The sequence below is a fragment of the Mucilaginibacter lacusdianchii genome, from assembly GCF_009770985.1.
GTDB lineage: Bacteria > Bacteroidota > Bacteroidia > Sphingobacteriales > Sphingobacteriaceae > Mucilaginibacter > Mucilaginibacter lacusdianchii.
Window position 1 is genome coordinate 36,152 of sequence record NZ_WSRW01000001.1, and the last position, 25,983, is coordinate 62,134.

The following is a 25,983-nucleotide window of genomic DNA, read 5'->3' on the forward strand; positions in this document are numbered from 1 at the left end:
AGCTAAAATAACAAATGCAAACTTTTACTGAACCAAAAGGTAAGCCGCGAAAAAATAAGAGATGGCTGCTAGCACTGACGTGTATCATTCTACTTTCCGGAATCGTTTATTTCAATTTTCATAGGCTATGGGTTACATATAATTATTTATTTAAGATTGAACACTTTAAACCAGGTGATAAGTTATACCTCGTTTACCCTAAGCGTGGTTTCACTTTGATGCGATTAGTAAGACCTCTAACAGAAACTGATGTTGACAAAATGCAAGCATCCGACGAAGACAAAGCCCTACTCAAAGCACAAATTGATCCCTATTTGAAGCCTTGTCTTATCCTTACAAATGACTATCTTACTACTGACGCAAAAAATCATTACGCAGCTACTTTCATATCTCATGATATTATGTACATGATGGATATGGATAAGAAATTAGCTCTGACTAATGCTTTTACTATAAAGCCTGCAGAAGGTTCGCTAAACCATGATAGCTATGAACTAGCAAACCCTTATCTTCCAAAAGGATATACCTATGCAAATAACATCTATTATCTTCCCGCTACTTCCTTTTTGGCTACTCCTCTTAACAAATAACACTTCAAAGGCAATTTGAGAAACTTTAAGAAAAATTGGCGTTTATGAACTTGGATGTGTTTTAATGACAATTCGAGATAGCAGTGTCATCTTTCTGTCGCAATATGGAAAATTATCGAAAAAGGCCAGACTATTTAAGAATACCAAGCGCTGCTGTTATAGTGTTGAAAGGAAAACCCATTACCATTACCACAACTACTACACATTATGGCGTTAATGAACATTGTTACTTTGAGAACGGAAAATTAACTGTTGTACAAAACTAACTGAATACTTATTTAACTGAGATAAAAATGCAAACTTTTACTGAACCAAAAAGCAAGCCGCGAATATACAAAGGCTTAATTATCACCATTTCCTGCTTGCTATTGCTGTCGGCTCTTATTTATTTTAATCTGAACAAAGCTTATCTGGCTTATTATTATGTTTTTGAAATGCCACATCTTAATACTAACGATAAATTGTATGTGGAGAGAAGCAATGTGGGCTATAACCTTATGAAGCTGATAAGGCCAATGACAGATACAGAGATTGATGAAATGTACATATCTGATGAAGAAAAAGCAGATTTAAAATTGAAGCGTGATCCCTCAATGGAACCGTATTTATATCATGTAATGGACAATGTAACAGCAAAAAGCACAAAGGATGCTGTAGCAATCTACCAGTCACATGAAATTTTGAATGTGATGACAGATAAACATGAATTGGTTTTAATCAACGTATTTGCTGTAAAACCAATCAAAGCAGCGTTAGAAATTCCAGATTTTACTTTTGATAGGTACAAGCTTCCTGAAGGTTATACTTATGCAAGTAATGTTTATTATGGTCATCCTAGTCTCTTTGCAAATGAATAACTCCAAATACTTCAAGAAGAGATAAATATTTGATTTATCTCTTCTTGAAGTATGCCATTTAGAATTAAAAACATAAACAATATATAATGCCTGATCAAAAAATTAACATTGATATTGATATCAACTCTGATGCTTTACAACAGCTACCTCAATACAAAAATGGATTTGACAATTTGCGTGATGCGATGAATCTTTTAATAAACTTATAGGTACATTATGATACTTAGATACAGTGCATCAAGAAGCATATACTAAACTTTTGTTGGCAAACATTTGATATTTATTTTAACAGTTATATTGCACATACATATAAAATTATATATTTACCAATAATTTCAGCAATCTAAACACTTATGGGATTATTTAAGCGTGAGCAACTGTGGGACACACTCGATGATATTGGTCATTACAATGGCTCAATACCTTGGTACAGTACATGGCGCAGCAGACAGCGTGGAGCTGTGATGTTTTGGATATGCTTTTTAGTTGCTGGTATATTTATCGGCTTTATATACAGGCAAGACCTCAATTTAACATGGGGCAAACTAAAAACTGGCGATCAACTGTTTGCTGATAGTAGTGCTTTAAAAAAGGACAGTAAACATTATGCTGTAACCCTATACAGACGCATTAGACCTATAAATGCCGAGGATATTAAGAAAATGGATATCCAAGAATGGAAAAAATCACAACTAATCAGCCAGTTAGACACTAGTGCCGATCACAACCAACCAGCAATGAAATATGCGGGTTTTGGTATCAGCCAAGACTCCATGTTTAAACACAAAACTGCATACATTGGCTCTTATATTAAAAAAGATAGCACAACTATAAAATATTATGCTGACGGCAGTGGTTCATCAGATGACTGGTATGCAATAAAGGTAAATTTTAACCTCGTCAAGAAGGGTGAGTTTGAGATGCCTGCAAATTTTGTTTTTGCCGATGAGTACTATTATGTAGATCCACTAGATGTTCGGCTAACAGAACCTGCTGCATTCAAGAATAAATTGTCAACAACTATCCAAAATGACACTACTCGCTCAACTGATAAACTAAAATCTCATAAGCATAAGCTGGGAAGAAAACATAAGAAAAAAACGCACTCTTAATTAACCACTATATATAGAGCAGGTACGAAATACAACAGCGAAGACTTTATCAGCAGTTGATTAATAACCAGATACAACTTTGCTTAAAGATTTCTCAACGCATCTAAATAACTATATTTTTCAAAAAATTCATGGGATTATTTAGTCGTCAAAAACTTTGGGATACACTTGATGATGTAGGACATTACACTGGTTCTATACCTTGGTACAGTACATGGCGCAGCAGACGATTTGCAGCGGCTGCTGCGTTTATATCATTGATAGCGATAATTGCTGTGCTGGCTAATATAAAAGATCAAGAATTACATGCCACATGGGATAAAGTAGAAAAAGGAAACAAACTTTTTGCTGATAGCGCAAGTGTATCAGACTCGGTGTATGCGCAGATAGAAACCTACAGGCGCGTACGTCCCATCAATAAAGATGATATTTCCCGAATGCCAATTCTTAAGTGGAAAAAGCTTAAGCTGATCTCCAGGCTAGATACATCAAAAGAACATAACCGCCCGGTAATGATATCCAGCAACGTTGTTTTCTTGCAAGATGATATGTTTAAAAAAGGCACTGCCTATCTTGGTAGTTGTGTAAAGCGGGATAGCATTACTGCAGAAAAACCAGAGAATGACTCTTTACCATCCTCAGAAAAGTGGTATGCTATCAAACCTAATTATAAGCTTTGCCGCACTAATTATCAAATGAATATGCCTGCTGGCTATGTCTTTGCTGATAGCTTCTACTACATTGAGGCATATCACGTATCATTAGCCGAGCCTCTTTTATTCAAACACAAAAAGTAAACTACAAATTAAAATAGAATACTAACAAGTCAAATGAGTAAACAATGTTACTTGTATGGCTTGTCAATTATTGAATTATGCCCAATGGCACAATAAACATAAAAATGGATAATATTAATAACTTTAATGAAAAGCTGATAAAAAGTATCAAAGCTGATTCGAGCGATTTAAGAGGTGATCTTGACAAGCTCGATAAAGAGTTGGAAAAGCTTTTGGCGAAACAAAAACAATTACAGGAAAGTGGAAAAGATAGTGGAAAGGTATATCAAACCCTCGCTTCAAAAATTAGGGTTGCACAGCAAACATTAGAAGCTGAAAGTGAGCAGCTAGACTTAAATACGAAAGCACTTAAGTTGAACAATGGGTCTTTGGAACAGAACGAAGCTTTTCTTGAATCACTGACTAACCAATACAACAGAGTTGCCCAAGCAAAAGGAAATGACGCTGAGGAAGCAAAAAAGCTTAACAATTTAATCGGCAATCTCAGTTCTACAATAGAAGGTCAGAAGGCCAAACTTGAAGAGAGCCGCAAAGTATTTGATTTTCATAAAGGAAGTGTAGACGCATTAAAAGGCTCTTTTAACGATATTAAAGAAAATGCAGGAGAGTTTGCTCCTGAACTAAAGTCTGTTGCAAATGGCTTTAATGTAATGAAAGATGGCCTTTCGGTAATTAAAACGGGCTTTCAAGGTGTTGGCGGCGCTATAAAGGCTACCGGATTTGGTTTGTTGGTAATGGTGCTGCAATCCGTTGTCGAATATTTTACGCAAACAACCGATGGCACAAAAAAATTGAAGCAAATATTAGCTGGCCTAAAAGTCGTTGTAGATACCGTTAAAAACGGATTTTCATCAATGGGCAGACTTATCATCGGTGCATTTGATCATCCTGTTGAAAGCTTGAAAAAGCTCGGTAAAATGATTGAAGAGAATATCATCAATCGAGTAAAAGGTTTTGCAGTTATATACGAAGGCATTGTAAACCTGGACTTTAAAAAAGTAGCTAACGGCGTTTTACAACTTGGTACAGGAGTTAAAAATGTTTATACAAAAGCTGTTGAGGCCTTTCATGAAGCTGGAAAGGAGGAAAATAAAACAGATAATCAATCCCATATAATTCATCAAAAAAGAACTATCCGACACCAAGAGCATAAAAAACAATTAAAAGAAGTAGTTGATCTCACTAAACAAGCCGAAGACGAAAGACTGGCATCAATTGCGCGAATGGCAAAAATGACGTTAGATGGTTATGCCAAAGAAATAGCTGATGCCGACGCTCATTTTACGGAAATGAAATCCAAATACACAAAATTTTTGGACGACTACAGTAAAATGTCAGCCAACCAAAAAGCGACGCATCAAAAAGAATACATGGCCGTGAACAAAGCGGTAGAACAGTTGGAACTGGAGCATCAGGTAACGCTATCATCTATAACTAAAAAGTTTCAGGATGAAGACATTAAAAAGCTTGATGAATACCACAAGCAGCTCAACCAAATTGGTAAAAGTGCCCGGCAATTAGCACAAACGCAACTTGATGAGGATTACCAAAAACAAGCTGAAGATGTTGGCAAAATACAAAAAGATAATCAGCAAGTTGCTTATGATATTGATTCAAAAATTATTGACTTAAATGAGCAAAAGCGCAACACTACTAATAAGGTACAACTTGCATCAATAGATAAACAACTAGCCGAACTGGATAAAAAGCGAAAAGAAGCTCAAGCTATTGCTGATGATGCACAGCAAGTATTTAAACAAATTAGCGACAAGCATACTGCCGATACCAAAGACAATAAACAAAAATTTGATCGTGAGGATGAAGATAAAGCTGAAAATAAACTTCAAGAAGGGATTAACCAATCACGCGAAGGTGGACATGAATCGGCAGCGTTAAAAAAAGAGTTAGCGCTGCTCAATATGCAGCATGACTTTGCTGTAAAGGCGGCAAAAGAAAGAGGCGAAGCTACAACTAAAATTGATCAAGATTACGCCAAAAAGAAAGCGGAGATTGAAGATAAGCTCGCTACATCTAAAATTCACGCAGGCGATAAATACATTGATGCTGTACTGAAAAACACAAAAAAAGATTCGGCTATCTATAAAGCAGCTTTTATGGCTAAAAAGGCTACTTCTATAGCTGATGTTATCATGAGTACAAAGAAATCCATAATGGAATCATTGTCAGCTTACTCCGGCATTCCTTTTATTGGACAGGCGTTAGGTATAGCTCAAGCCGCCTTTATGGCAGCACAAGGCGCAACCTCAATTGCTGAAATCGTCAAACAAAAGCCTGGCTTTGCACAAGGCGGTCAATATATATCCGATGGCAGGGGCGCTCTGCTGCCTGGCTATAGTCGTACCGATAATACTAATGCCTACCTGCGTTCGGGCGAGGCAGTAGTGGTTTCTGAAGCTATGCGCAACCCTTGGGCACGTAATTTAGTAAGCGCTATTAATGTAGCACATGGCGGTCGTGATTTTTCGATACCTAATTTAAGTCGTGGTTATGCCATAGGTGGTATATTTACCGATGGTGGCAATGCTAACCGGTATTATAGCCAGCCTGTAAACGATCAAAAAGATTTGGCTAATACCTTGGCTTATCAAATGATTAATAACTTCCCTCCTATTTATGTGGATGTAAAGGACGTAAACAACCAACAAAACATCTTGGCACAAACGGTAAACCGGGTGAACTTGTAGTTGAAGTTAAAATAGATGATCAGGAGTTAAGATATCACAAGACATCCTGATTATTCCTCAGTCGTACACAAAGATTAATATCTAATATTATGGACATTCAATTAGCCAATACACTTTATAACGACGGCGCTTTAACTGCAATGTTTAAAGCAGGCTTTATCACAGACAAGATATTTGCATATCGCGAAATATACTTGTGGGTACATGCTCAAATGCAAGCCCATGGCCTTACTAAAAACAAAGCCGTATTTGAAGCACAAGGCAAATTCCAAAAGGACGAACGCACTATATGGCGTGCGCTCAATAGTTTTTCAACCGCTGACATACAAGAGTCACCAATCCTTAAATAAATTTTCAGCACCTTTGTTTTATGCCAATCAGCATAGTTATCAAAAGACTAAAAAGTTAAATACTGACACACTTGTGTCACCAACAAACAGCCAAAAGTTTTTGATATTTGACTTATCAAATCAAACGAAAGCAGGAGTTAAAAACCAATAGTCGGCAAAGTTCTTTTGCTGTTCCTGCTTACAAGTTTTAAAGCACTATTCTGTTTCCAGAACCAATCCGCACATCTGCATACCCGCACATCTGCAATTATAAACTCACTCAATATTCACCTCAATGCCCTACAAAATCTACCTGTATGATACCGATCAAGACGGTATCGGCTCCGGTACGCTCTCCTCCGCCTACCTGCAGCAACAACTGCAAACCGCAGCCGGTCAGGATGTGGAGCTGCACATCAGCTCGGCCGGCGGCTCGGCCTTTGATGCCATCGCCATCTATGATCTGCTGAAAAAATATCCAGGCTGCGTTACTACCTATATAGACGCATTAGCCGCCTCAGCAGCTTCCATCGTAGCTATGGGCGGCCAAACCATCGTGATGAGTAAATATGCCCTGCTCATGATTCACAAACCCATGGCCGGCAGCGGTGGCAATGCCGATGAACTGCTGAAAGATGTACAAATGCTCAACACCGTACAAGAACGTCTGGCACAAATTTATATAGACAAAACTGGGTTAGATGAAACAAGCATCCACAGCCTCATCAACGCCGTTACCTGGATGACGGCCGACCAAGCCCTCTCGCTCGGCTTTATAGATCAGATTGAGGATTATCAGCCTCAAATTACCAACAGCCTTATTATAAAAAAATGCACCGGCACTGCACCGGCCATATATCAGCGCTGCATTAGCAAAATTCTAACAAATCATAATCAATCACCCCGTAACGCAATGAACATGCAAAACACCGATCTCATCGAAAAAACCAATTCGGTTTTAAACAAGATGATGAACTTTTTCAAGAAAGTGATGAACAAACAGATCATGACCGACAAAGGCCCTTTACACCACACCGGCGAACTGGAACCCGACACAGACGTTTACCAGGACGAAGACATGACCAGTCCGGCAGTAGACGATGTATACACCACCGCTGATGGACAACAATTGACCACCCAAAGCGGCAAAGTAAAGAAAGTTGCTCCCTGCCCTGCCGATGCAGAAGACGAGGAAGATGATTTGCCAACCAGCAAATTAAAAAGTAAGTTGAAACCAACCGAGGTACATAATCAGATTGCTTCGCTGAGAGCAAAATTGTACGCACAAAACGCGTTGTTAACGGAAGCCCGTTCTGCTTTACAAAACGCTCAGGCTAGTTTACAAAAAACCCGATACGATATCCGCAACGAAATTCAATCTACCTACACCCCCGAAGGCTCTAAGCGAAGCAGCAAAGCAAAAGGCGAATCTCAACCGTTCTTCGCACCACAATCCACGCTGGCTAAAAACGCTGTTAAGCAAGCCGTAAAAAATGCTTAAAGCTATCACAACCTAACCAATTTCACTGTATCACCCCTTGCCTATAATCAGGCAATCCTTATCCCTACACAAGGAAAACCTTACTAATCAAAAACTCTCTCTTTAGGGAGCGGGAGTTATTAAAAATGGCTCAATTTACCTTTACCAACAACACCTATGCCGGCGAAGCGCTGGCCGGATTTATGGCCAGCACCCTGCTTGAGGCTGATTCCGTAAAACGCGCATTATTAACCGTTGTAAACGATGTAAAATCAAGAAAAATTTTGCTTGGCGTAGATGACGATGTTAAGCTACAAGACCCTTCGGGCATGTTTAACGACCAGGGCACCACGGCCAAACAAGATGAAACGTACCTGGATCCGGTGACTTACGAATTTATGAAGCAGGAACAATGGGACAACCTGGTGCAATCATGGGAAGCCCAAAGTTTAACACCAGGTGCGTTCGGTGATTATGAAGGCGTAGTAGACTTATCTGACTTTATGGTTCAGCGCTATCTTACCAAAATACAAATTGCTAACGAGCGTTTGTACTGGCTGGGCAAATCGGCCACCAAAGAAGCCGCCTTTACTGCGCCGTTCACCGGTTTACTACCTAGCATTGCAGCCGCCTCGGGCGTTTACAAAGTTGGCTTGTCTAAATCAGCTACGGCTATGTCGGCCACAAGTATTGATGTCAACGGTGTAGTTACCGTAGCCAGCACTGCATCTTTAGCCGATGGTGACGTGATAACTATTGTAGCTGCAACAGGCACCAGCAAGGATACCACCAACGGTACGACGGGCATTGATATAGCAGGTCAGTCTTACTTCATCAAAATTTTAAGCGCAACTACTTTTAAACTGGTACGCAATTACAATGAAATTAATACCCGTAAAGCTGCAACATTCACAGGTACATCATCAGCAGCCAGTGTTTGCTTTATTAATGCCAGCAACGTACTGGGCGTATTAAGCAACGTATTTTCACAACTAGATCCTGCCGATCGCAGCCAAGAGGACTTCAACCTGCAAATACCGTTACACGTAGCTTATGCTTATGCGCAAGCCCAAGCGGATAAAGCAACCAACGTATTAAACGCCTTTACCGACAAAAAGAAAATGGATTACCTGGGCATTCCATTACAACTGATGAACCACTGGCAGGCCAACACTATTTTAGGTGCCCGTTCATCAAATCTGTTTTTAGGTGTCGATTTATTGGGCGATGCTTCTGAACTATCTACCGTGTACATGAAGCCTTATACCAACGACAATGTGGTACGCATGAAAGCCCGGATGAAAGCCGCAGTTAACTTTAAATTTGCGAACGAACTGTTTTATCTGTCAGCTATTTAAATCCAACACCTTAACAAAGCTGACCTCTAACTTATTCCACTCCTACATTCACTAACAACTTAAAAAAAATGTCTATTTACAACAAAATTAATGCAGGCTTTAGCTTAAGCGCCGGCTTGCCTGTTACCTCTGGGATTGAAGATGTAATTTACATCTTCAATGACGAGGACATTTCTATCACTTACGATACAAGTAATCCGCTAATAATTAGCGGCTTAAAAGCTGAAACCGGTGCGAAAGTTTACAAATTTGAGGGCACCAACAATAGTTTCAATGCTATGTCTAAATTGGCTAAAACACAAGTTGGCCCACGTTACAATGAAGAAATTGATTTTAATATTGCCGGTCTATCAGTGGAAATTAAAGCGCAACTACGTGCTATGGGTTACGGCCGTGTAAAGGCTATAGTGATTAACAACTATAAAGACAGCAATTCGTCAATTGAGTTATTTGGTGCCGTTAACGGTTTGATTTTAACTGAAGCTGAACGCAACGCCGCGGATGAAACTTTAGAAGGTGGTTATAAATTAAAGCTTACTAATCCTGATAAATTACGGGAACCATATCCACCACGTGCAGTTTCCATTGCATCCGACTCGGGAGCAGCTACTTATGCCAGCACATTAGCGGCGTTGGAAGAAATGGCTGCCTAACCATTTACCAAGTAGGTTTTGTATCGGAGTTGGGATACAAACCTTCACCGTACACAACTTTATTCTACTCTACAATCTACCACTCTCTTCCTGATACCCGATACACCTGCTTGGTATCTAAAACGCATCTAACTTTTAATATTAATGAAAACTTACCTGCCTCAAATTGAACGTCGTATTAAAGTAAGGCCTAATCAAACTTTTGGTATACTGAACTACGATATTGATAATGCTTACCCACAGCGTATGCTCGAACTAGTAGCAGGCTCGCCCACCGCTAAAGATTGTTGGAATAAACGAGCTAAATTTATAGCAGGCAACGGTTTTGAAGAAAAAGATCTGGGCAAACAGCTCATCAATACAAAAGGCCTTACGTTGGCAAAGCTACTTAAGGCTGTAGCCACCGATAAAGCGCTTTTTTGCGGATTCGGAATTCATCTGAATTACAACGCCAACTATCAAATATCCTCAGTCAATTACGTAAAGTTCGAGGACATACGCCTAGGCAATACAGACATTGCAGAAACAGCAGGCAAGTATGCCATCTATTCGGATTGGGGGCGAAAAACCTGGAAAAGCATCATGCGTTCTAAGATTGCCTTTTTGGATGAATACAACCCCGACCCGGCTGTAATTAACCAGCAAGTAATGGCTGCAGGTGGATGGGATAAATACAAAGGGCAACTATACTATTTCAATCCCGAAGTTGATGATTACCCATTGATTGAGGCTGATAGCGTTTGGGAAGACTTTGAGACAGAAGCCGGTATTAAAACTTTTAATAGCCGAGAGGTAACAACCGGCTTTTTGCCATCTACCATGCTGTTTATGCAGGCACGCCGTGAAGAAGCCGATAATAGTGGTCCGGATCGTACAGCAGCTGGCAGCAATACTCCTTCACAACTAGAAATGGACTTAGGTTCTTTCCAAGGAGCCAAGAGTTCCCAAAAAATCATTGTTATTGAGTACGAAGACCCAAGTGCTAAACCGGAGTTTCAGCCTTATTCTATTCAGAACAACGACAAGCTTTTCGAGACAACAGAAAAATCTGTAGAAACCCGGATCATTAAAGGTTTTTCTATTCCTAAAGAGCTCGTCAATTCTGAAAAATTATCCGGACTAAGCAATGGTGGAGAGAAAAAAGAAGCTATTCGGGAATTTAATGACAATACAGCACCTGATCGGCTGGAGTTAAGTGAAATTCTTTCTGAACTCTTTAGCAATTTCTTTAAAGACCTTAATCCTAGTGGCAATTGGAATATTCTGCCCGTGCCTGGAAACGTTGCTGATGATAGCGCCGGTATGACAGCAGGCAACAACATCAATCAGATACTTTTGGCTGATATTTCTCCGCTCAACAAAATTGCCATTCTGGTACATGCTTATGGATTTAAACAAGCAGAAGCCGAAGCCATGACTATCGAGTCTGCACCTGCTGTATAGTTCCCTCCTATCATCTAACTACAATTATTCACCTGTCTCCCGAAGAACTTTTCTATGACTACCTTATTAATAGACAACACTGCTTTTCAGCAATTTGAAGACATATCTCCTAATATTAAACCTGAGCGTCTCAAAGCTTTTATCAAAAAGGCGCAGGACCTTGATTTAAAACCATTCCTAAGCCAGGCATTTTATTACGAATTAACGAAATGTTTTGAGGCAGATGGTCAAATGAAAGAAGATGCTCCAGAACATTATCAAAAACTTTTTAACGGCTGCGAATATACCGACACTTGGGGCCACATTATTGCTTATGAGGGCTTAATACCCATGCTGGTATACTTTACTTTTGCACGTTTTATTGAAAGTAGCTCTGTTTTTTATACCACAACCGGACCGGTAATTAAACAATACGATAACGCACAAGCAGTGCGTTCGGAGGATATTGTAAAGTTGGTGCAGCAACAGCGAAGCGTTGCTAATGCTTATGCCAATAACGTAGAAAAGTTTCTTCAGGATAACCAGGCTGACTATCCGCTATGGTTTTATAACAGCAAAAATAAATCGGCCAGGCAGGCAGGGCCTCGTATAAGAGGCGTAGACAAAACAGATTTTAACTACGGTACGCAAATGCCGCTTGAAGATTACTTTTTCACTCTAAACAACTTTTAACACATGCCAACCGATTTAAAAATAACCGAGCTCCCGTTGGCACCCAACCTGACCGGTGATGAGGTAGGTATTTTGGTTAGTAATAATAAAGATTACCAATTTACTTTAGACAAACTATTACAGTTTGTGATAAGCAGTTTCCCGACTGGCAGCTTAGGCAATCTTGTAAGTTTTGCCACCGAAATACCTCAAAACAACATCGGTAAAAACGGCGACGTTGTCATAAACACAGTTAACCAGACATTTTATCAGAAAACAAGCAATACTTGGGTTCAACGATATCAAATTCCAACAACAACCAACAATTCATCTACTGGCGGATCAGTATTATATGGATCGAGTAAACCTGGTATCAGCACGGGTAATTTAAACGATACTTATATCAGCACGTCCAATGGTATATTTTACAAAAAAACGGATTCTGGCTGGACAGAGGTGTTCTCAATGTTAAACGGGCCGGCTGGTGGCCCTGGGCCAAAAGGTGATACTGGCGCAACTGGCGCTGATGGTAAAACTATTTTGCATGGTGGAAATAACCCCTCTAACCAAACTGTAGGTAGCGACGGGGACTTCTACATCAATACCACATACTATACTTTATTCGGGCCTAAAACCAACGGCGATTGGGGTAGTGGAATTCCCATTGTTGACAATATTGATACCATCAACCAGTTAGTTCAGAGCATAGGTGAACTAGCCTACTTAAAGACAACCGAGAAAGGCAGCTTGGTTACTGCTATTAATAGCATAAAGGATGAATTGGGTGAAACCAAATTTACAGAAGACATACCAGTAAAATTACCAACCGGCAGATATTTGGGTCCCTTTAAAGACGGTGACATCATTCCCTCAAAAGACAAAACGCCTTTGCAGGTTTTCCAATTATTAGCTACCGAAGTTGTGCATCCTAAATATACAGCTCCAACAGCGTTATTGTCTGCCGAACCTTCACCCGGGATTTATGAAGTTTTCAAGTCTTTTGATATCACACTTACACCGGCGTTTATTCAAAACGATGGCGGTGCAGCTACTTCGATAAGTATACGCAGCAATGGAATACAGGTTGGAAACACTGCCCCATTTAAAGACCCCTATGTTAACAGTGGCCCAACCACTATTGCTTATACTGCTGTGTACAGTTACCAGCAAGGCGCACTGAAGCCAAACAACCTTAATCTGAATGATCCGATTGGGCAAATTCAAGCCGGCAGTACCTTACCGAGCAACTCATTAACTTACACCTTTTTGTACCCTTGGTTTTGGGGTAAAAATGTAGCTAACAGTGGCTTTGATATATATCAGGGCAACAAGGTGGTTAAGTCTTCAAGTGGGGCTCTTAATATTGATTTCAATACCACTGCCGGAGATACCTATTTATGGTTTGCACATGACGCATCTGTACCGCCAAAAACCGACTGGAAAGTGGACGAGCTCAATAAAGGCAAAATTGGCAGTGCAGACAGTTTGTTTGCCTCACCAGTTAAAGTAACGGTTACTGCACCGGCATCAGCAAACTTTGCCGGCTGGACTCAAAGTTTCCTACTTTACGTTTCTAACTATACAACCCCCATGGGCGCAATCACAATCAGCTAAAAATGTCAATTATACTAAACGATAATATAGAAGCAAAAGCCCCTAAGCCGCTTGATAAATACGAAGGACCTTGGGAATCGGTTAACGCTGCTCTAATCGGCGTACCTATTAATGTAAGGTTCAAAGGCCGAACCGTAAAAATTTTAGAGAACGGCTTGGCCGTTGAGTACTGGTGGGCGGATGGCGTTAACTTAACAAAAAAGTCAATCACCAACAAGTTCGACACCGAGATTACGGTTAATGGCGCAGTACAAAGCAAGTATCCTTACGGCATCATAGTGAACTACGATCAAAACCGCAATCCAAAACTGAGCTATAACTCAAAGGTGGTAGCTGTAGCTGACACGTTATCTGAATATGGCGTTAGCTTAAAGCTCCCAGCCGGTAGTACGGATCCAGGTGTTCGCCCATGGTATGGCCCTTATGTAGCGCTGGAAAATGGAAATTATAACTGGACTGTTTACAATCGTATTTCTGATAATACAAAACCAGGCAGTCTGCTATATGTAGACATTAACGAAACAGGTGGCACTGCCCCTAGAGGAACCATCGCTTCAAAGGTGGTTAAGTATTCTGATTTTAGTGCTGATTCAACAATATGGCTTGCTACGGTTCTCAATTTTACAGCGAGAAAGGGCTATAATTACGAAGCACGCATTGATATCGCTCGTGATACCGTACAACCGTATCCAACGTTGGTAGATATCTGGTTGGATTACGGCGTACTGAGTCCGTTTACTGCGAGCGCAGGCCATAGTGCAGATGAGTACTTGAAAACCACTTTTTATACTACACAAACCAGCAATTTTAATTTGGTTAATGCCATGGCTGGCACTACCGTTCGTTGTAATGCAACCGGCAACATCACAGCCACATTAAATGATAGCAACCAATTTGCCATTGGCGATAAAATTACCATCCGAATGAGTGGTACCGGGGGCGTTACTTTGGCTGCTGGACCAGACATTACCTTAAATGCGCCACAAGGTTTAGTGTTATCTCGTACTTATTCCTACCTGGAAATTGTAAAGCAGGCGGCTAATGTTTATAGTGTTACGATTATGGGTGATGATCCGACGAAGGTAGATTTGAATAGCTTGCAGGAATTAACTAATAAAACGTTTGCCGACACACTGACCATTACCGGACCTAATCCAAAACTAGCTTTAGGCACTTCCAGTTCATGGGAAAAAACAAGTTTATATAACAATCTTTATGCAACTAATAAAGTATTACAACCTGGTGCACAAGGCAAAGCATTAGACCTTAACGGTAGCACTCAGTTTGCCTACAACAATACAAACTTTACAGGTCTCTCATCTGTAGGACAAAGGTTTTCAGTAAGTATGTGGATTAAAACCACAAGCAGCGCTACAATGACACTATTTAGATGGGGAATAGCTGCCGCCAATACACAAGTAGCAACTGCAATGGCGTTGATGATGGAAAATGGCGGGTTCCGTTTTAGAGGAAATAGCCCTAATCCAACGGTATGGGGATCTGGATATAATGATGGGCAATACCATAATGTTGTATTCATTTTTAGTGGTACAATCAATGGAACTATCTATGTTGATGGTATACCTCTAACATCTACTGCATATGTATCTCATAATGCCCAATTAACCAACAATCCAATTACAAAAATTGGCGGCGACGGGTCAAGTACAACGACTAATTACTTACCATTCAATGGCACCATTGATCAAGTTCTATTTTACAGCGTTAACATATCGTCCACAGACATAGCGAATATTTACAACAAAGGTTCAGGGACACCTTCTCCACCTACAGCTAACCTCACCCGACGTTGGGAATTTGACGATGGCATAGGCTCAACAGCTACAGATTATTACAATCCGGATTATAACTTAACGCTTGTGGGCGTACCAGCATGGAATCAGTCAGGTAAGATTTATGCTGCAGGTAGCATATACCCTACTGCCTGGATTGGATCTATGGATGGTTTTGACGGTGGAGATAGAGGAATTGCATATTTAGGTGAAGACAATGCTCAGGCAAAACTTATAGGCCAGGCAATTATTTTTCAGACAGGCAGCAAGTATCCCTTTAGAATGGGATTAGATGGGGGTATTGTAATAGGTAACTACAACAACACAGACCGCGATATAAATAAATCGTTCAATTCCACAAGCTGGCTTGATTTTGGGCCGGGAACGGCAAGTAGAGGACAATTTTCGTTACGAGCCGATACTACGGGCCTACCCGCCTTAACCACATATACCGGAGTACATAAGTGGAATGGCAACGCATTACAGGTTGTTGACAGTAGTGGCATTGTTCAAACCTACACATTTAATAGCCAACAGGAAACTACGCTCACAAAAACTGCAAACTATACAGTATTACTTAATGATTTTGTGCTAGGCAGATTAACATTGTATGCAGATGCATCAGCAGGAGCTATAACTATTACACTACCATCTGCCATAGCTATGGGTAGCAGCAGTAAAACCTGTGTACTTAATGTTATAAAAACAGACAGCAGTGCAAATGCTGTAGTTATTTCGGGCGGGTCTGTAAATATTAATGCTTCTACTATTTTCTCTTTAACGGAGGCTTACATCAGTAAAACATTTAGATCTAATGGTACTCAGTACTTTGCTTTTTAAGCTACCAGCATCTGATCAACAACATCTTATATTCATAATTGGCTTTTAATAAAAATTGTATGAAAACATCTGACTTTGGAAAGCTTAATTATCGGGATCTTGTAAAAGGTTTAATAGTAGCTGCATTAAGTGCTGCATTAACCGGTATTAAACAAGTTCTTGATGCAAACTCTCTAAATTTTAACTGGCAAAGCATAGCCATAACTGCAACCAGCGCCGCATTGGCTTATCTCATTAAAAACTTTTTCACTGGCGCTCAAACAATAACTCAACACAAAAATTAATAATGAACTCTCAACTCCACTTTATAGATAGTATCAAAGATGAAGCTATCAAAGTATGCCAAGGTACAGGATTATTTCCGTCTCTGATGATTGGCCAGTGTATTTGGGAAAGCGGTTGGGGCAAATCAGTACTTGCAGCCAAACATAACAACTATTTTGGCATAAAGGCCAATGTAGCATGGCAAGGCAAAAAAGTGCTTTATAAAACTACAGAATACCAAAATGGGCAATCATATAAGATTGACACTTCATTTCGATCGTACCCTACCATTGAGGCTTGCTTTGCCGATCGAATTCACTTTTTGCAAAGTAACCCACGGTATAAACGACATGGCCTATTTAGTTGCAATTCGCCCGAAGAGCAAGCCACTTGCTTATTAGAAGCTGGATATGCTACAGATCCCAATTATCCTAACCACCTTATAAAAGTTATTAACACTTACCAACTTAAAAAATACGATAATGCTTTATAAACTTAGCGGCCATATCACAGATGCCGTTTACCAAAACCGCGAGATTAAAGTTGGCGGAGCAGGTGCAGGAATAAGTTTGGTAGGTGCAGGAATAAGCCATTTAAACATCAACACCGTGATTGAACATATAGGACAGGCGGCAACCGTTATCGGCTTCTTTGTCGCATTACTTGCCCTTTTGCGGGGTATATACAGCTTTAGAAAAGAAATTATTGCTGACAGGAAACAGCGGCAAAACGAGGTATCAGGAGCCACTGGGTCGAGTACCGCCTACAACAAAAGTGGCACTAGTTAATAACGTTTATTTCAATCCCTTATTAATATGAGTTTAAAATCATTTTTAGCTGACTTATGGAAAGCGTTAAAAAACTTATTTGAAAGAATGCCTAACGAGCTAAAAGAAGCCGTAAGCATTGGCGTTATCATTACCGAAAATGTTAAAAGTTTTGTCGATTCGCCCATAACAGATGTACTGACAACTATCATTCCAGGCGATTTAGATGATAGGTTAAAATTAGCTTTAAGGAAAGCATTGCCGGAACTTTTGATACAATTAAAATTGGCCGAAAATTGCGCAAATCTTACCGATTCAACAGCTGTAACCCAATGCGCTATCAATCAGTTGCAAAATTTAAATGGTAATATCAAAAGTGCCTTTTTGCACAATTTATCCATTCTTCTTGCACAAGTAGCCGCCGACGGTAAACTTACATGGAAAGATGGTGCAACCATATTGGAGTGGTATTATCAGAAACAATATAAAGCAGCCCCTTAGTATTTTTTTCAATTTAATAGAGCATTTCTCACTTAGTTTATTCAATAAAATGAAATTATAGCTACTTTCATCGACCAGAATTTAACTATTAAGATGAACAACAAAGAAATTAAAGGCTTAACCGGTATAAGAGGAATTGCAGCATTATACGTCGCATTACATCACTCTCTTTTAGAGGATAAAACATGTTGTCATCCTTTGGCTTTGAGTTCATTTCTAAGGGTTATTTAGCAGTTGATCTATTTTTCTCGCTTAGCGGCTTCGTTATGATGCTTTCATCTGCCAAATATTTCACCGACAGTGTTAACAGCAAATCTTACTTAACTTTTATGCTAAAACGCTTTGCACGTGTATATCCAGTTTATCTCGTTATTATCACAATTGTATTTTTTTATCAAAGGTTCAGCCCGTTAAAAACTTATTTTGTAAGCCTTCCTTTAATGTCAGCAGTATTCAACAAAGGGCACATTATACCGGCTGTATGGTCATTGAGTGCTGAATGGGTGATATATCTCATATTCCCCTTTATTGCGCTAGCTTTAAACAAATATTGCAGTGGATCAAGAAATATTATTACAGCTTTGGCTGGCGTTGTAATCTTAATCTTATTCAGATTTGATTTAAATATTTTAGATTTAAGCTACCATCCATTTAATGGGTTACAACCTATAATGCGTTGTTTGGGGAATTACATTCTAGGTATATATGCTTATCAAATGGTCACTAGCAAAGCCATTAATAAGCAACCCATTAAAATACTTACTTCAATAACGGCCATTGGTATAATTGTATTATTATTTTGTAATGTACCACATGCTTTTTTTTCATTGCTATTTCCAATATTTATAGGCCTGTTGTATTTAGATACTGGGGTAGTTAGCCGCTTTCTTAGCTCCAAAATAGTTTACTTCTTGGGACTAATTTCTTATTCACTTTATTTAATACATCAATTTGTGTTGAGGTTTAAAGGAAATGCATTAAATATATTAGGACATACTCACTTAAATCAAACAAACAAATTGTTAGCTTTTAATATCATGTTTATTGTGACTATAGTGACTTTAGCTAATCTTTTTTATAATTTTATTGAAATACCATCACAAAAATATTTAAAGCGTCGTTTTCAGTTATAACTTTTTTATTTATTAATACTTCCCCCTTCACACATCCCCCACCCGCTCTTCAGCCACAAAGTTAATCCCAGTATCTTGGTTAAATACCACGTAGGCACGTTGCCAGGGATCGTCGCCTAGTAGTCGCCATTTGTGGCCGGAGCCGGTGGTATCCATGGCTATGAGTACTTCTCCGGGTTTTAGAATAAACGTTTCGCCTAGGTAAGTTGTAAATTCAAGTGTACCCTTCAGGTTAATTACAAATTGCACCGTTGGTGCAGGGTGCCAATCATATACCGATCCGGGGGGCGATTCCTGAAAGCGGATGGATTCGGCTTGGGTAATTACGGCTTCTGATACATTGCCAGTTTTAAAATAAGCATGGCCGTCGGGCCCAGTGTATAGTCGATAGGCTTTTATCATATCAAACAGGGTATAATGGGGCTATATTACAAATTGTGCTTTACTAATTACCAATATCGCTTAAGATAGTTTTACCGTTTAACAGGCCCTGTTGCCAATTGCTCAAACATTTTCATCCTGTTATCTGTCACTTACAAAACGACAAACCTAACGTACGTATGGAAACTTTTGAAATACCAGTAGGACCAAGCCAGCGGCTGTTACGAATTGAACCGCAAACAGGCGGCAACACTTTTAAAATATTTGCTGTAGATACTTACCAAGATTGGGTTGACCACGAACAGGCCCGTTCTGTAGACATACCCGCCGACGGCCTGCTAGGCACCATCAACATTAAAGGCGAACGCGATTTTACTTTTGACGGAGCCGGCGCATTTTCGGGCGATGAGTTATTGGGCATTGCAGCACAAATTGTAAGGCATCCCTCCTACGGCCAATCGGCATAATTAATAAATTACTTAAATAAAAAAGGCGGACTGTAATTAACAATCCACCTTTTTTTGTGCCCAGAACGAGATTCGAACTCGTACATCCTTACGAATGCCACCCCCTCAAGATGGTGCGTCTACCAATTTCGCCACCTGGGCTTCATTATACCAGCCAATTGCCTTGGCATTAAACTAAAATAGCACTTTTAAGGAAGTGCTATTTTTTTGTCTCTTTATAAAACTCAAGACTTTTGACTTGATTTTGGTGTGCCCAGGGAGAGACTCGAACTCTCAAGAGACAATTCTCAACGGCTTCTGAGACCGCAACGTTTACCAATTTCGCCACCTGGGCTGACTTTAACACGATTTATTTTAGCTTATGCATTGCTGCTTTCAGCTCCAACAACCCGTTGTCAGTATTGAGGCTGCAAATATAGTTTTTTGCAGCAATTCACCTAAAATAAAATACAATTTTTTCCACTCCGTTTGGTATCCTGCTCAATACCTGATACTTTAGAAGTTTATATTTTAATTATGAGCAGAAAAATTAGTCTGGTGGTATTATTATGCAGTATTTTAACTATCACCAAAGCATTTGCACAACAAGCCGATGCTATTGTGGGTAAGTGGATAAATCCTAGTGGCGAAGGGCAAATTCAAATTTACAAAAAGGGAAATCAATATTTTGGTAAGCTGGCCTGGATCAAAGTACCTAATGATGAAACGACAGGCAAACCTAAAACCGATGTTAAAAATCCTAACCCTAGCCTGCAGTTACGCCCAATACTCGGGCTCGAGCTTTTAAAAGACTTTACCTTTGATGGCGACGATACCTACGAAAACGGAACCATTTACGATCCTAAAAGCGGTAAAACCTACAGCTGTAAAATGACCTTGAATGGCAGCAAGCTTAAAATACGGGGTTATATAGGCATATCCTTATTGGGTCGTACTGAAGTGTGGTCTCGCGTTAAGTAACCCAAACATGAAATATTTTTTCACATTACTTGGCTTATTATTGGTTACTGCTGTTTGCCAGGCACAATCTATTACTTCAATTCAACAAGGGCAGCCTTGCAGTATTAGAGGATTATCTGTAGTAGACGATAAGGTTGCCTGGGTAAGCGGCAGTAAAGGCCATGTGGCCCTGAGTGTGGATGGTGGTACTACCTGGAAATGGCAGCAGGTAAAAGGATTTGAGCAGTCGGATTTTCGGGATATTGAAGCTTTTTCAGACAGGGAGGCCATCATCATGAGTTCGGGTACGCCGGCGCTTATTTTAAAAACAACTGATGGCGGCACGAGCTGGAAAGTTTGCTACCGTAATAATGACAAGGCATACTTTTTAGATGCTATGGATTTTATATTTGATGGCAAACGTGGGTATGTAATGGGTGACCCGATTAACGGAAAATTTCTGTTGCTGGAAACCACCGATCAAGGCACTAGCTGGAAGTCGGCAGCCAATGCTCCAGAAGCTTTACCTGGCGAAGCTGCTTTTGCAGCAAGCGGTACCTGCCTTAAAATAGCTGATGATTCTAGAATTCACATTGTTACCGGTGGCAAAGCCAGTCGCCTGCTTTCGTCATTCATTGGCAAACCAGGAAACGGCGAGTGGTTAATAGAACAACTTCCGATAGTGCATGGCAAAGACAGCCAGGGTGCGTTTTCAATAGCTTCATTTGATAGAGTGTTTAAAGTTGCGGTTGGCGGAGATTACCAAGTTGCTAATCGTTCCGATTCTGTGGCTTGTAATGCAGTTCTGATGGATGATGGTATTTCTGGTGCTCAATTATCCTATAATCAGCCTGCTGGCTATCAATCTTGTGTGGCGTTGATAAAGGAACATACGTTCCTGTCTACCGGAACATCGGGCACTAATATATCAACTAACAGAGGCCAGCATTGGAAGCAGGTAGATAAAGGAAGTTATAATGTTTGCCAAAAAGCCAAGCATGGCAACCTCGTATTATTAGCAGGTGATAACGGCAAAATTGCATTTTTTAAAAAACAGTAGCCTGACAATAAAGTTGTTAGTACAATCGTTAAAAATATTTCAAATTAACGCTTGCACACAATTGTAAATAACTCTATATTTGCACCACTTTAACGGAAACGGTTAAACGTTTCTAATACCGAAGTGATGATTCCGTAGCTCAGCCGGTAGAGCATAACACTTTTAATGTTGGGGTCCTGGGTTCGAGTCCCAGCGGGATCACTCCAAGCCTTCCGCGAAGGAAGGCTTTAAATTTTGAAAACTTTAAACTGCTTATCAGATGTGTATCAGTCACCGGTGACTGATGATATGCGCCGATAAAATTTGATTCCGTAGCTCAGCCGGTAGAGCATAACACTTTTAATGTTGGGGTCCTGGGTTCGAGTCCCAGCGGGATCACTCCAAGCCTTCCGCGAAGGAAGGCTTTAAATTTTGAAAACTTTAAACTGCTTATCAGATGTGTATCAGTCACCGGTGACTGATGATATGCGCCGATAAAATTTGATTCCGTAGCTCAGCCGGTAGAGCATAACACTTTTAATGTTGGGGTCCTGGGTTCGAGTCCCAGCGGGATCACTCCAAGCCTTCCGCGAAGGAAGGCTTTAAATTTTGAAAACTTTAAACTGCTTATCAGATGTGTATCAGTCACCGGTGACTGATGATATGCGCCGATAAAATTTGATTCCGTAGCTCAGCCGGTAGAGCATAACACTTTTAATGTTGGGGTCCTGGGTTCGAGTCCCAGCGGGATCACTCCAAGCCTTCCGCGAAGGAAGGCTTTAAATTTTGAAAACTTTAAACTGCTTATCAGATGTGTATCAGTCACCGGTGACTGATGATATGCGCCGATAAAATTTGATTCCGTAGCTCAGCCGGTAGAGCATAACACTTTTAATGTTGGGGTCCTGGGTTCGAGTCCCAGCGGGATCACTTAAAGTTTAGAAGCCTTTCCTTTTGGAAAGGCTTCTTTTTTGTATGGTCTACTCAAAGGGCTACTTTGCAAAAAACCTACCCTTCTTTGCGAAACAACGGCAATGGTTTCGTAATGTTTCGCACCACCATAGATATTCACAAAAGTGAATACAACTAATTCGCATCAATTAATTTTTTTGCACCATAACGACTAGGGTTCGACATGTGTTGGTTGAACGAGTTGTGGCCCATCCGGCTTATACTGGCCACGGAGTTTGACAAGCTCTTCGCTTAGCTTTTTTTCGATTGAAGTACGATTCGACCTTTTTAAAAATGCGCTTTAAGTAAGCGTCAGTTCCGTATTGATAACATAAGTCGACGCCTTGCAGGTAATTGCATCTGCCTTGTATCCCTAAATTAATGGCATTGAGCATAAAACAACAGAGTACACTGTGTAACGTTTAATAAAAGGACACGAAATTGATTTTGATTTGCAAATTATTTCTCTAACTCTTTAAATAATCTAGCTTTATCTTCTTCTTTCAACGACAAATAATCATCTTGATCAATGATCACTATTTCATATTCAAAACTTCTAATTTCATTCGCGATAATTTTCATATAGCCATTGTTAGAAATATCTTGTAGCGGCAAGTTCAATCTTGCTGAACATATGAAATTAATCTCAGGGCAATATTTAACCAATCTAGACGCTAAATTAATGCATGGTCCAATATAATCCTGACCTCCATCTGCCTCGGAAAGCTTATATACAGTCCCTTGCGCTAGACCGAATTTAATTGATTTTGGAAGGTCAGCAATTGGAATTATTTCATGTAGCTTTTTATTAACTTCTTTAAAATAAGTTTGCAAATTCCAGACTCTGTTAATTAAATCAATTTTAAACTTGGAATTTTTCAAATAGGCAGTGTCGTTTTCCTCCCAAATATAAAGTAGTCCATCACCTAAAAACTTCCTTAAAGAGGGCTTCTGAAGTGACTTCAGCTTCTCAGGATAAGTGGTCCAATAATCGATTCCACCATATATAGTAATCTCAACACACTCAATTACATGATTTATATAATCTGTAATGTAATATTGTAAATCAGGTTTATTAAAGAAGTTTGTAAACCCAGAAACATCAAATATCATTGCCAATCCCAATGTTGGATTATTAGCTTCCTTAAATCCTGCAAATCTCTCTTTTTCAATCATAATTAGTCACAGTTATCTCAACAATTATATTTTTTCATGCATTTTGAAATCATATTCACATAAACATGTCTTGTTGGAAGCCAAATCCTCCGGGTAGGTTATCATCATAAATTCTTATAATTTCATATTTATTTACAATATACTGCCGTATACGAGGGTTCCATTTTGAAATTTTCTTTAGATCAACAATCAACCTGCTTCCTCTATGAAATTGCCTACCATTAGTAACAGTCTCCTCAAATGTCTTGTCTGTTATTACCGCCTTGATAGGTACTGCATTAAATATAAACTCCCATTCCCAAGGCTTTTTTTTGTCTCGATAGAAATTTACTTTTTTTACAAAAACACTCACACGCGTAGCGAGAGATTCTTTTTCTGTTCTGTCTAAAAATGGACTTGGTTGAGCAATCGCCCTAATATCATCTTTGTTTAAATGGATAATATCTTTTCCTTTGTCCCTATATAACTTGATTCCATTTACGTTATCATCTTGACTAAGCGCTTCAAAACTCTTAGAAATACTATTTGCTATACTTGGATTATCTTTATAAACTTGATAATTAGATGATTCAACTCGAATACTTTCTCTTTTCTCAAACTTCAATTCAGTCTTATTATCTTCTCCTTTTACTTCCTCAGCTGGCTTACTTCCTTTTAAAGCTTTAGCAATTGTTATCATCGACACCAACGCTGCTAATGACTTATATAAAATATCAATATTTTCTTTTGTTAAAAGTGATTGAAAAATGGACGTATTAGAAACAACCTCTACAAAGTAAGGTACTTCAAAACTTCCTTCTTTGAACGTACCGATCTTCAACTCGAAATCGGATGCAGGGTGATATTTCTTTTGTATAGCAGTAAATGCAGCAAGGAAATGACTTTGGGACCCGAAAAGGGTGCCCGAATCAATATACTTATCTCCTTGATAACTATAAGTAAAAAATTTTGCAGGTTCAATTAGATACGACATAATTGATTGTTAAAAATGGTGATATAGGATAAGGACTTATATTTTAAAGAACAAATCTTGATATAAACTCTTCCTTAGTTTCATAGAGTTGTGGCTGTAAATAAGAAACCGTTATAGATTTAAATTCATGAAATGTATTAAAATTGGAATTTCCTACTATTGATTTATGACATTTCCAGTGTAAATCAGAAATCTATCTCCTGTGGCATTCAGCTTTTTGATAATTTAAAAAATGGCACCCATCGTAATAAGTAGTAAAATGTAACTAGTTTTAACGGTGAAAGGTACTGAGAAGAATTTTGAAAACAAAAACCTTGGCTAATGGCTAGAAAGTTGAATAACTAAATAGTAATCAAGAATATATGCTAGTTATTCTTGATGAATTTCAATCAGCGCCAGCAGCACTAACACTTGGCAAAATTGAAGTGTAAAAGTGCCATAGCATACTCAATCTTGAAGCCGATGCCCTTCTTCCCTTACGGTCCATCATCAATTTTCACAGATGCTTTACCAGCTTGGCTGGCAAAGCATTAAAACAAATAAGAATCAGGTAATCACTGTCATCCAAAAGCTTGCATATTCTGCATTCGTACCTAGATAGAAAAGCTTAGTAATAGGTTTAAAGCTTGCGGCTGCCCACCAACGGCGACTCCAAACCCAACTTTTCATACATGGCAAAAAGCTCAATCACTTTCTCGCCAACCATTGGAAGGCATACTATGGCAACCCAACAAGAAAATCAGCAGAACTTTTCGGACCGTGATAACAAGGACGATTCAATTGGCGGTGTTCCAACCAATACGCCCGATCCGGAAATACAAAACGATACCGGCTTTGACGGCACTACTAATGCGGTAAGCGAAGACCGCCAGCACAAAGACAGCTACCGCATTGCACCCGAAGATACTATGATTGGTTACGACGGGCACGACGAGCAAATGGACATGGATCTGGACGATAAAGACAAGCGCCGCTCGGGCTCCAGCACCGGCGACGATAACAGCTAATCGCTATTAGCCATCCATAAAAAAGACATTTCTGACTTCAGAGATGTCTTTTTTGCTTTAACTATTTTTCACTTTTATATCTCAACCTTACTCATCCTAAATATTCTCCATAAAAACGTTGGGTTGCATTGTATATTTGCATTCGGTTTTTAACAGCCTTGGC

The 25,983-nt window shown here is 39.5% G+C and carries 27 protein-coding genes and 7 tRNA genes; 29 read left to right on the plus strand and 5 right to left on the minus strand.

Annotation, left to right across the window (positions count from 1 at the left end; translation table 11 throughout):
• Positions 1–14 precede the first annotated feature (14 nt).
• The 20 genes from GPM24_RS00165 to GPM24_RS00255 all read left to right on the plus strand — a co-directional run bounded on the left by GPM24_RS00165 (position 15) and on the right by GPM24_RS00255 (position 18,887).
• Positions 15–590, plus strand: a complete 576-nt coding sequence (locus GPM24_RS00165; protein ID WP_158824730.1) for a hypothetical protein — start codon at positions 15–17, stop codon at positions 588–590.
• 104 nt (positions 591–694) lie between these two features.
• Positions 695–856: a hypothetical protein gene (locus GPM24_RS00170; protein ID WP_158824731.1), complete on the plus strand. Its 162-nt coding sequence runs from the start codon at positions 695–697 to the stop codon at positions 854–856.
• A 27-nt stretch (positions 857–883) separates the two neighbouring features.
• Positions 884–1,447 carry a hypothetical protein gene (locus GPM24_RS00175; protein ID WP_158824732.1) on the plus strand — a complete coding sequence of 188 codons (564 nt, stop codon included), beginning with the start codon at positions 884–886 and terminating at the stop codon, positions 1,445–1,447.
• 86 nt (positions 1,448–1,533) lie between these two features.
• Positions 1,534–1,656, plus strand: coding sequence for a hypothetical protein (locus GPM24_RS22260; RefSeq protein ID WP_255459101.1), 123 nt, complete (start codon positions 1,534–1,536; stop codon positions 1,654–1,656).
• Between the two features lie 144 nt (positions 1,657–1,800).
• Entirely contained in the window at positions 1,801–2,559 is a 759-nt protein-coding gene (locus GPM24_RS00180; RefSeq protein WP_158824733.1) for a hypothetical protein, read from the plus strand.
• A gap of 131 nt (positions 2,560–2,690) precedes the next feature.
• The gene (locus GPM24_RS00185) at positions 2,691–3,356 is read left to right on the plus strand and encodes a hypothetical protein (protein WP_158824734.1); all 666 of its coding nucleotides are present in this window, start codon (positions 2,691–2,693) and stop codon (positions 3,354–3,356) included.
• A 104-nt stretch (positions 3,357–3,460) separates the two neighbouring features.
• Positions 3,461–6,061, plus strand: coding sequence for a coiled-coil domain-containing protein (locus GPM24_RS00190; protein ID WP_158824735.1), 2,601 nt, complete (start codon positions 3,461–3,463; stop codon positions 6,059–6,061).
• 89 nt (positions 6,062–6,150) lie between these two features.
• Entirely contained in the window at positions 6,151–6,411 is a 261-nt protein-coding gene (locus GPM24_RS00195) for a hypothetical protein (RefSeq protein ID WP_158824736.1), read from the plus strand.
• A gap of 274 nt (positions 6,412–6,685) precedes the next feature.
• Positions 6,686–7,891, plus strand: a complete 1,206-nt coding sequence (locus tag GPM24_RS00200; protein WP_158824737.1) for a head maturation protease, ClpP-related — start codon at positions 6,686–6,688, stop codon at positions 7,889–7,891.
• Positions 7,892–8,016: 125 nt separating this feature from the next.
• Positions 8,017–9,228 (plus strand): hypothetical protein, encoded by a 1,212-nt coding sequence (locus tag GPM24_RS00205; protein WP_158824738.1) that lies wholly within the window; start codon positions 8,017–8,019, stop codon positions 9,226–9,228.
• Positions 9,229–9,296: 68 nt separating this feature from the next.
• Complete coding sequence (locus tag GPM24_RS00210; protein WP_158824739.1) at positions 9,297–9,881, plus strand: hypothetical protein; 585 nt, start codon at positions 9,297–9,299, stop codon at positions 9,879–9,881.
• 144 nt (positions 9,882–10,025) lie between these two features.
• On the plus strand, positions 10,026–11,324 hold the full coding sequence (locus GPM24_RS00215; RefSeq protein WP_158824740.1) for a hypothetical protein: 1,299 nt from the start codon (positions 10,026–10,028) through the stop codon (positions 11,322–11,324).
• Between the two features lie 54 nt (positions 11,325–11,378).
• Positions 11,379–11,996 carry a DUF6712 family protein gene (locus GPM24_RS00220; RefSeq protein ID WP_158824741.1) on the plus strand — a complete coding sequence of 206 codons (618 nt, stop codon included), beginning with the start codon at positions 11,379–11,381 and terminating at the stop codon, positions 11,994–11,996.
• A gap of 3 nt (positions 11,997–11,999) precedes the next feature.
• Positions 12,000–13,589: a hypothetical protein gene (locus GPM24_RS00225; RefSeq protein ID WP_158824742.1), complete on the plus strand. Its 1,590-nt coding sequence runs from the start codon at positions 12,000–12,002 to the stop codon at positions 13,587–13,589.
• Between the two features lie 2 nt (positions 13,590–13,591).
• On the plus strand, positions 13,592–16,222 hold the full coding sequence (locus tag GPM24_RS00230; RefSeq protein ID WP_158824743.1) for a LamG domain-containing protein: 2,631 nt from the start codon (positions 13,592–13,594) through the stop codon (positions 16,220–16,222).
• Between the two features lie 38 nt (positions 16,223–16,260).
• Positions 16,261–16,506, plus strand: coding sequence for a hypothetical protein (locus GPM24_RS00235; RefSeq protein ID WP_158824744.1), 246 nt, complete (start codon positions 16,261–16,263; stop codon positions 16,504–16,506).
• Positions 16,507–16,508: 2 nt separating this feature from the next.
• Positions 16,509–16,979: a glycoside hydrolase family 73 protein gene (locus tag GPM24_RS00240; RefSeq protein ID WP_158824745.1), complete on the plus strand. Its 471-nt coding sequence runs from the start codon at positions 16,509–16,511 to the stop codon at positions 16,977–16,979.
• Positions 16,969–17,274 carry a hypothetical protein gene (locus GPM24_RS00245; protein ID WP_158824746.1) on the plus strand — a complete coding sequence of 102 codons (306 nt, stop codon included), beginning with the start codon at positions 16,969–16,971 and terminating at the stop codon, positions 17,272–17,274. The genes GPM24_RS00240 and GPM24_RS00245 overlap by 11 nt, the downstream gene beginning before the upstream one ends.
• A gap of 27 nt (positions 17,275–17,301) precedes the next feature.
• The gene (locus GPM24_RS00250; RefSeq protein ID WP_158824747.1) at positions 17,302–17,754 is read left to right on the plus strand and encodes a hypothetical protein; all 453 of its coding nucleotides are present in this window, start codon (positions 17,302–17,304) and stop codon (positions 17,752–17,754) included.
• Between the two features lie 185 nt (positions 17,755–17,939).
• The gene (locus GPM24_RS00255) at positions 17,940–18,887 is read left to right on the plus strand and encodes an acyltransferase family protein (RefSeq protein WP_158824748.1); all 948 of its coding nucleotides are present in this window, start codon (positions 17,940–17,942) and stop codon (positions 18,885–18,887) included.
• A gap of 27 nt (positions 18,888–18,914) precedes the next feature.
• Here GPM24_RS00255 and GPM24_RS00260 read toward each other — a convergent pair whose 3' ends face one another.
• Positions 18,915–19,289, minus strand: a complete 375-nt coding sequence (locus GPM24_RS00260; RefSeq protein ID WP_158824749.1) for a cupin domain-containing protein — start codon at positions 19,287–19,289, stop codon at positions 18,915–18,917.
• Between the two features lie 158 nt (positions 19,290–19,447).
• Between GPM24_RS00260 and GPM24_RS00265 the strand changes: the two genes are divergently transcribed.
• The gene (locus tag GPM24_RS00265) at positions 19,448–19,735 is read left to right on the plus strand and encodes a hypothetical protein (RefSeq protein WP_158824750.1); all 288 of its coding nucleotides are present in this window, start codon (positions 19,448–19,450) and stop codon (positions 19,733–19,735) included.
• A gap of 57 nt (positions 19,736–19,792) precedes the next feature.
• Here GPM24_RS00265 and GPM24_RS00270 read toward each other — a convergent pair.
• A tRNA-Leu gene (locus tag GPM24_RS00270) sits at positions 19,793–19,876 on the minus strand.
• 109 nt (positions 19,877–19,985) lie between these two features.
• A tRNA-Leu gene (locus GPM24_RS00275) sits at positions 19,986–20,069 on the minus strand.
• Positions 20,070–20,251: 182 nt separating this feature from the next.
• Here GPM24_RS00275 and GPM24_RS00280 point away from each other — a divergent pair.
• The 7 genes from GPM24_RS00280 (at position 20,252) to GPM24_RS00310 (ending at position 22,643) form a co-directional block, all read left to right on the plus strand.
• The gene (locus GPM24_RS00280) at positions 20,252–20,695 is read left to right on the plus strand and encodes a DUF2147 domain-containing protein (protein ID WP_199269671.1); all 444 of its coding nucleotides are present in this window, start codon (positions 20,252–20,254) and stop codon (positions 20,693–20,695) included.
• 7 nt (positions 20,696–20,702) lie between these two features.
• On the plus strand, positions 20,703–21,734 hold the full coding sequence (locus GPM24_RS00285) for a WD40/YVTN/BNR-like repeat-containing protein (protein ID WP_158824751.1): 1,032 nt from the start codon (positions 20,703–20,705) through the stop codon (positions 21,732–21,734).
• A gap of 128 nt (positions 21,735–21,862) precedes the next feature.
• Positions 21,863–21,935, plus strand: a tRNA-Lys gene (locus GPM24_RS00290).
• 104 nt (positions 21,936–22,039) lie between these two features.
• A tRNA-Lys gene (locus tag GPM24_RS00295) sits at positions 22,040–22,112 on the plus strand.
• Between the two features lie 104 nt (positions 22,113–22,216).
• Positions 22,217–22,289, plus strand: a tRNA-Lys gene (locus GPM24_RS00300).
• A 104-nt stretch (positions 22,290–22,393) separates the two neighbouring features.
• Positions 22,394–22,466 (plus strand) — tRNA-Lys (locus GPM24_RS00305).
• 104 nt (positions 22,467–22,570) lie between these two features.
• Positions 22,571–22,643, plus strand: a tRNA-Lys gene (locus GPM24_RS00310).
• A 480-nt stretch (positions 22,644–23,123) separates the two neighbouring features.
• Here GPM24_RS00310 and GPM24_RS00315 read toward each other — a convergent pair.
• A complete protein-coding gene (locus GPM24_RS00315; RefSeq protein ID WP_158824752.1) occupies positions 23,124–23,840 on the minus strand; it encodes a hypothetical protein in 717 nt (238 codons plus the stop codon).
• Positions 23,841–23,895: 55 nt separating this feature from the next.
• Positions 23,896–24,813, minus strand: coding sequence for an LAPAL motif-containing putative phage structural protein (locus GPM24_RS00320; protein ID WP_158824753.1), 918 nt, complete (start codon positions 24,811–24,813; stop codon positions 23,896–23,898).
• A gap of 671 nt (positions 24,814–25,484) precedes the next feature.
• Here GPM24_RS00320 and GPM24_RS00325 point away from each other — a divergent pair.
• Positions 25,485–25,820, plus strand: a complete 336-nt coding sequence (locus tag GPM24_RS00325; RefSeq protein ID WP_158824754.1) for a hypothetical protein — start codon at positions 25,485–25,487, stop codon at positions 25,818–25,820.
• The last annotated feature ends 163 nt before the right edge of the window (positions 25,821–25,983 follow it).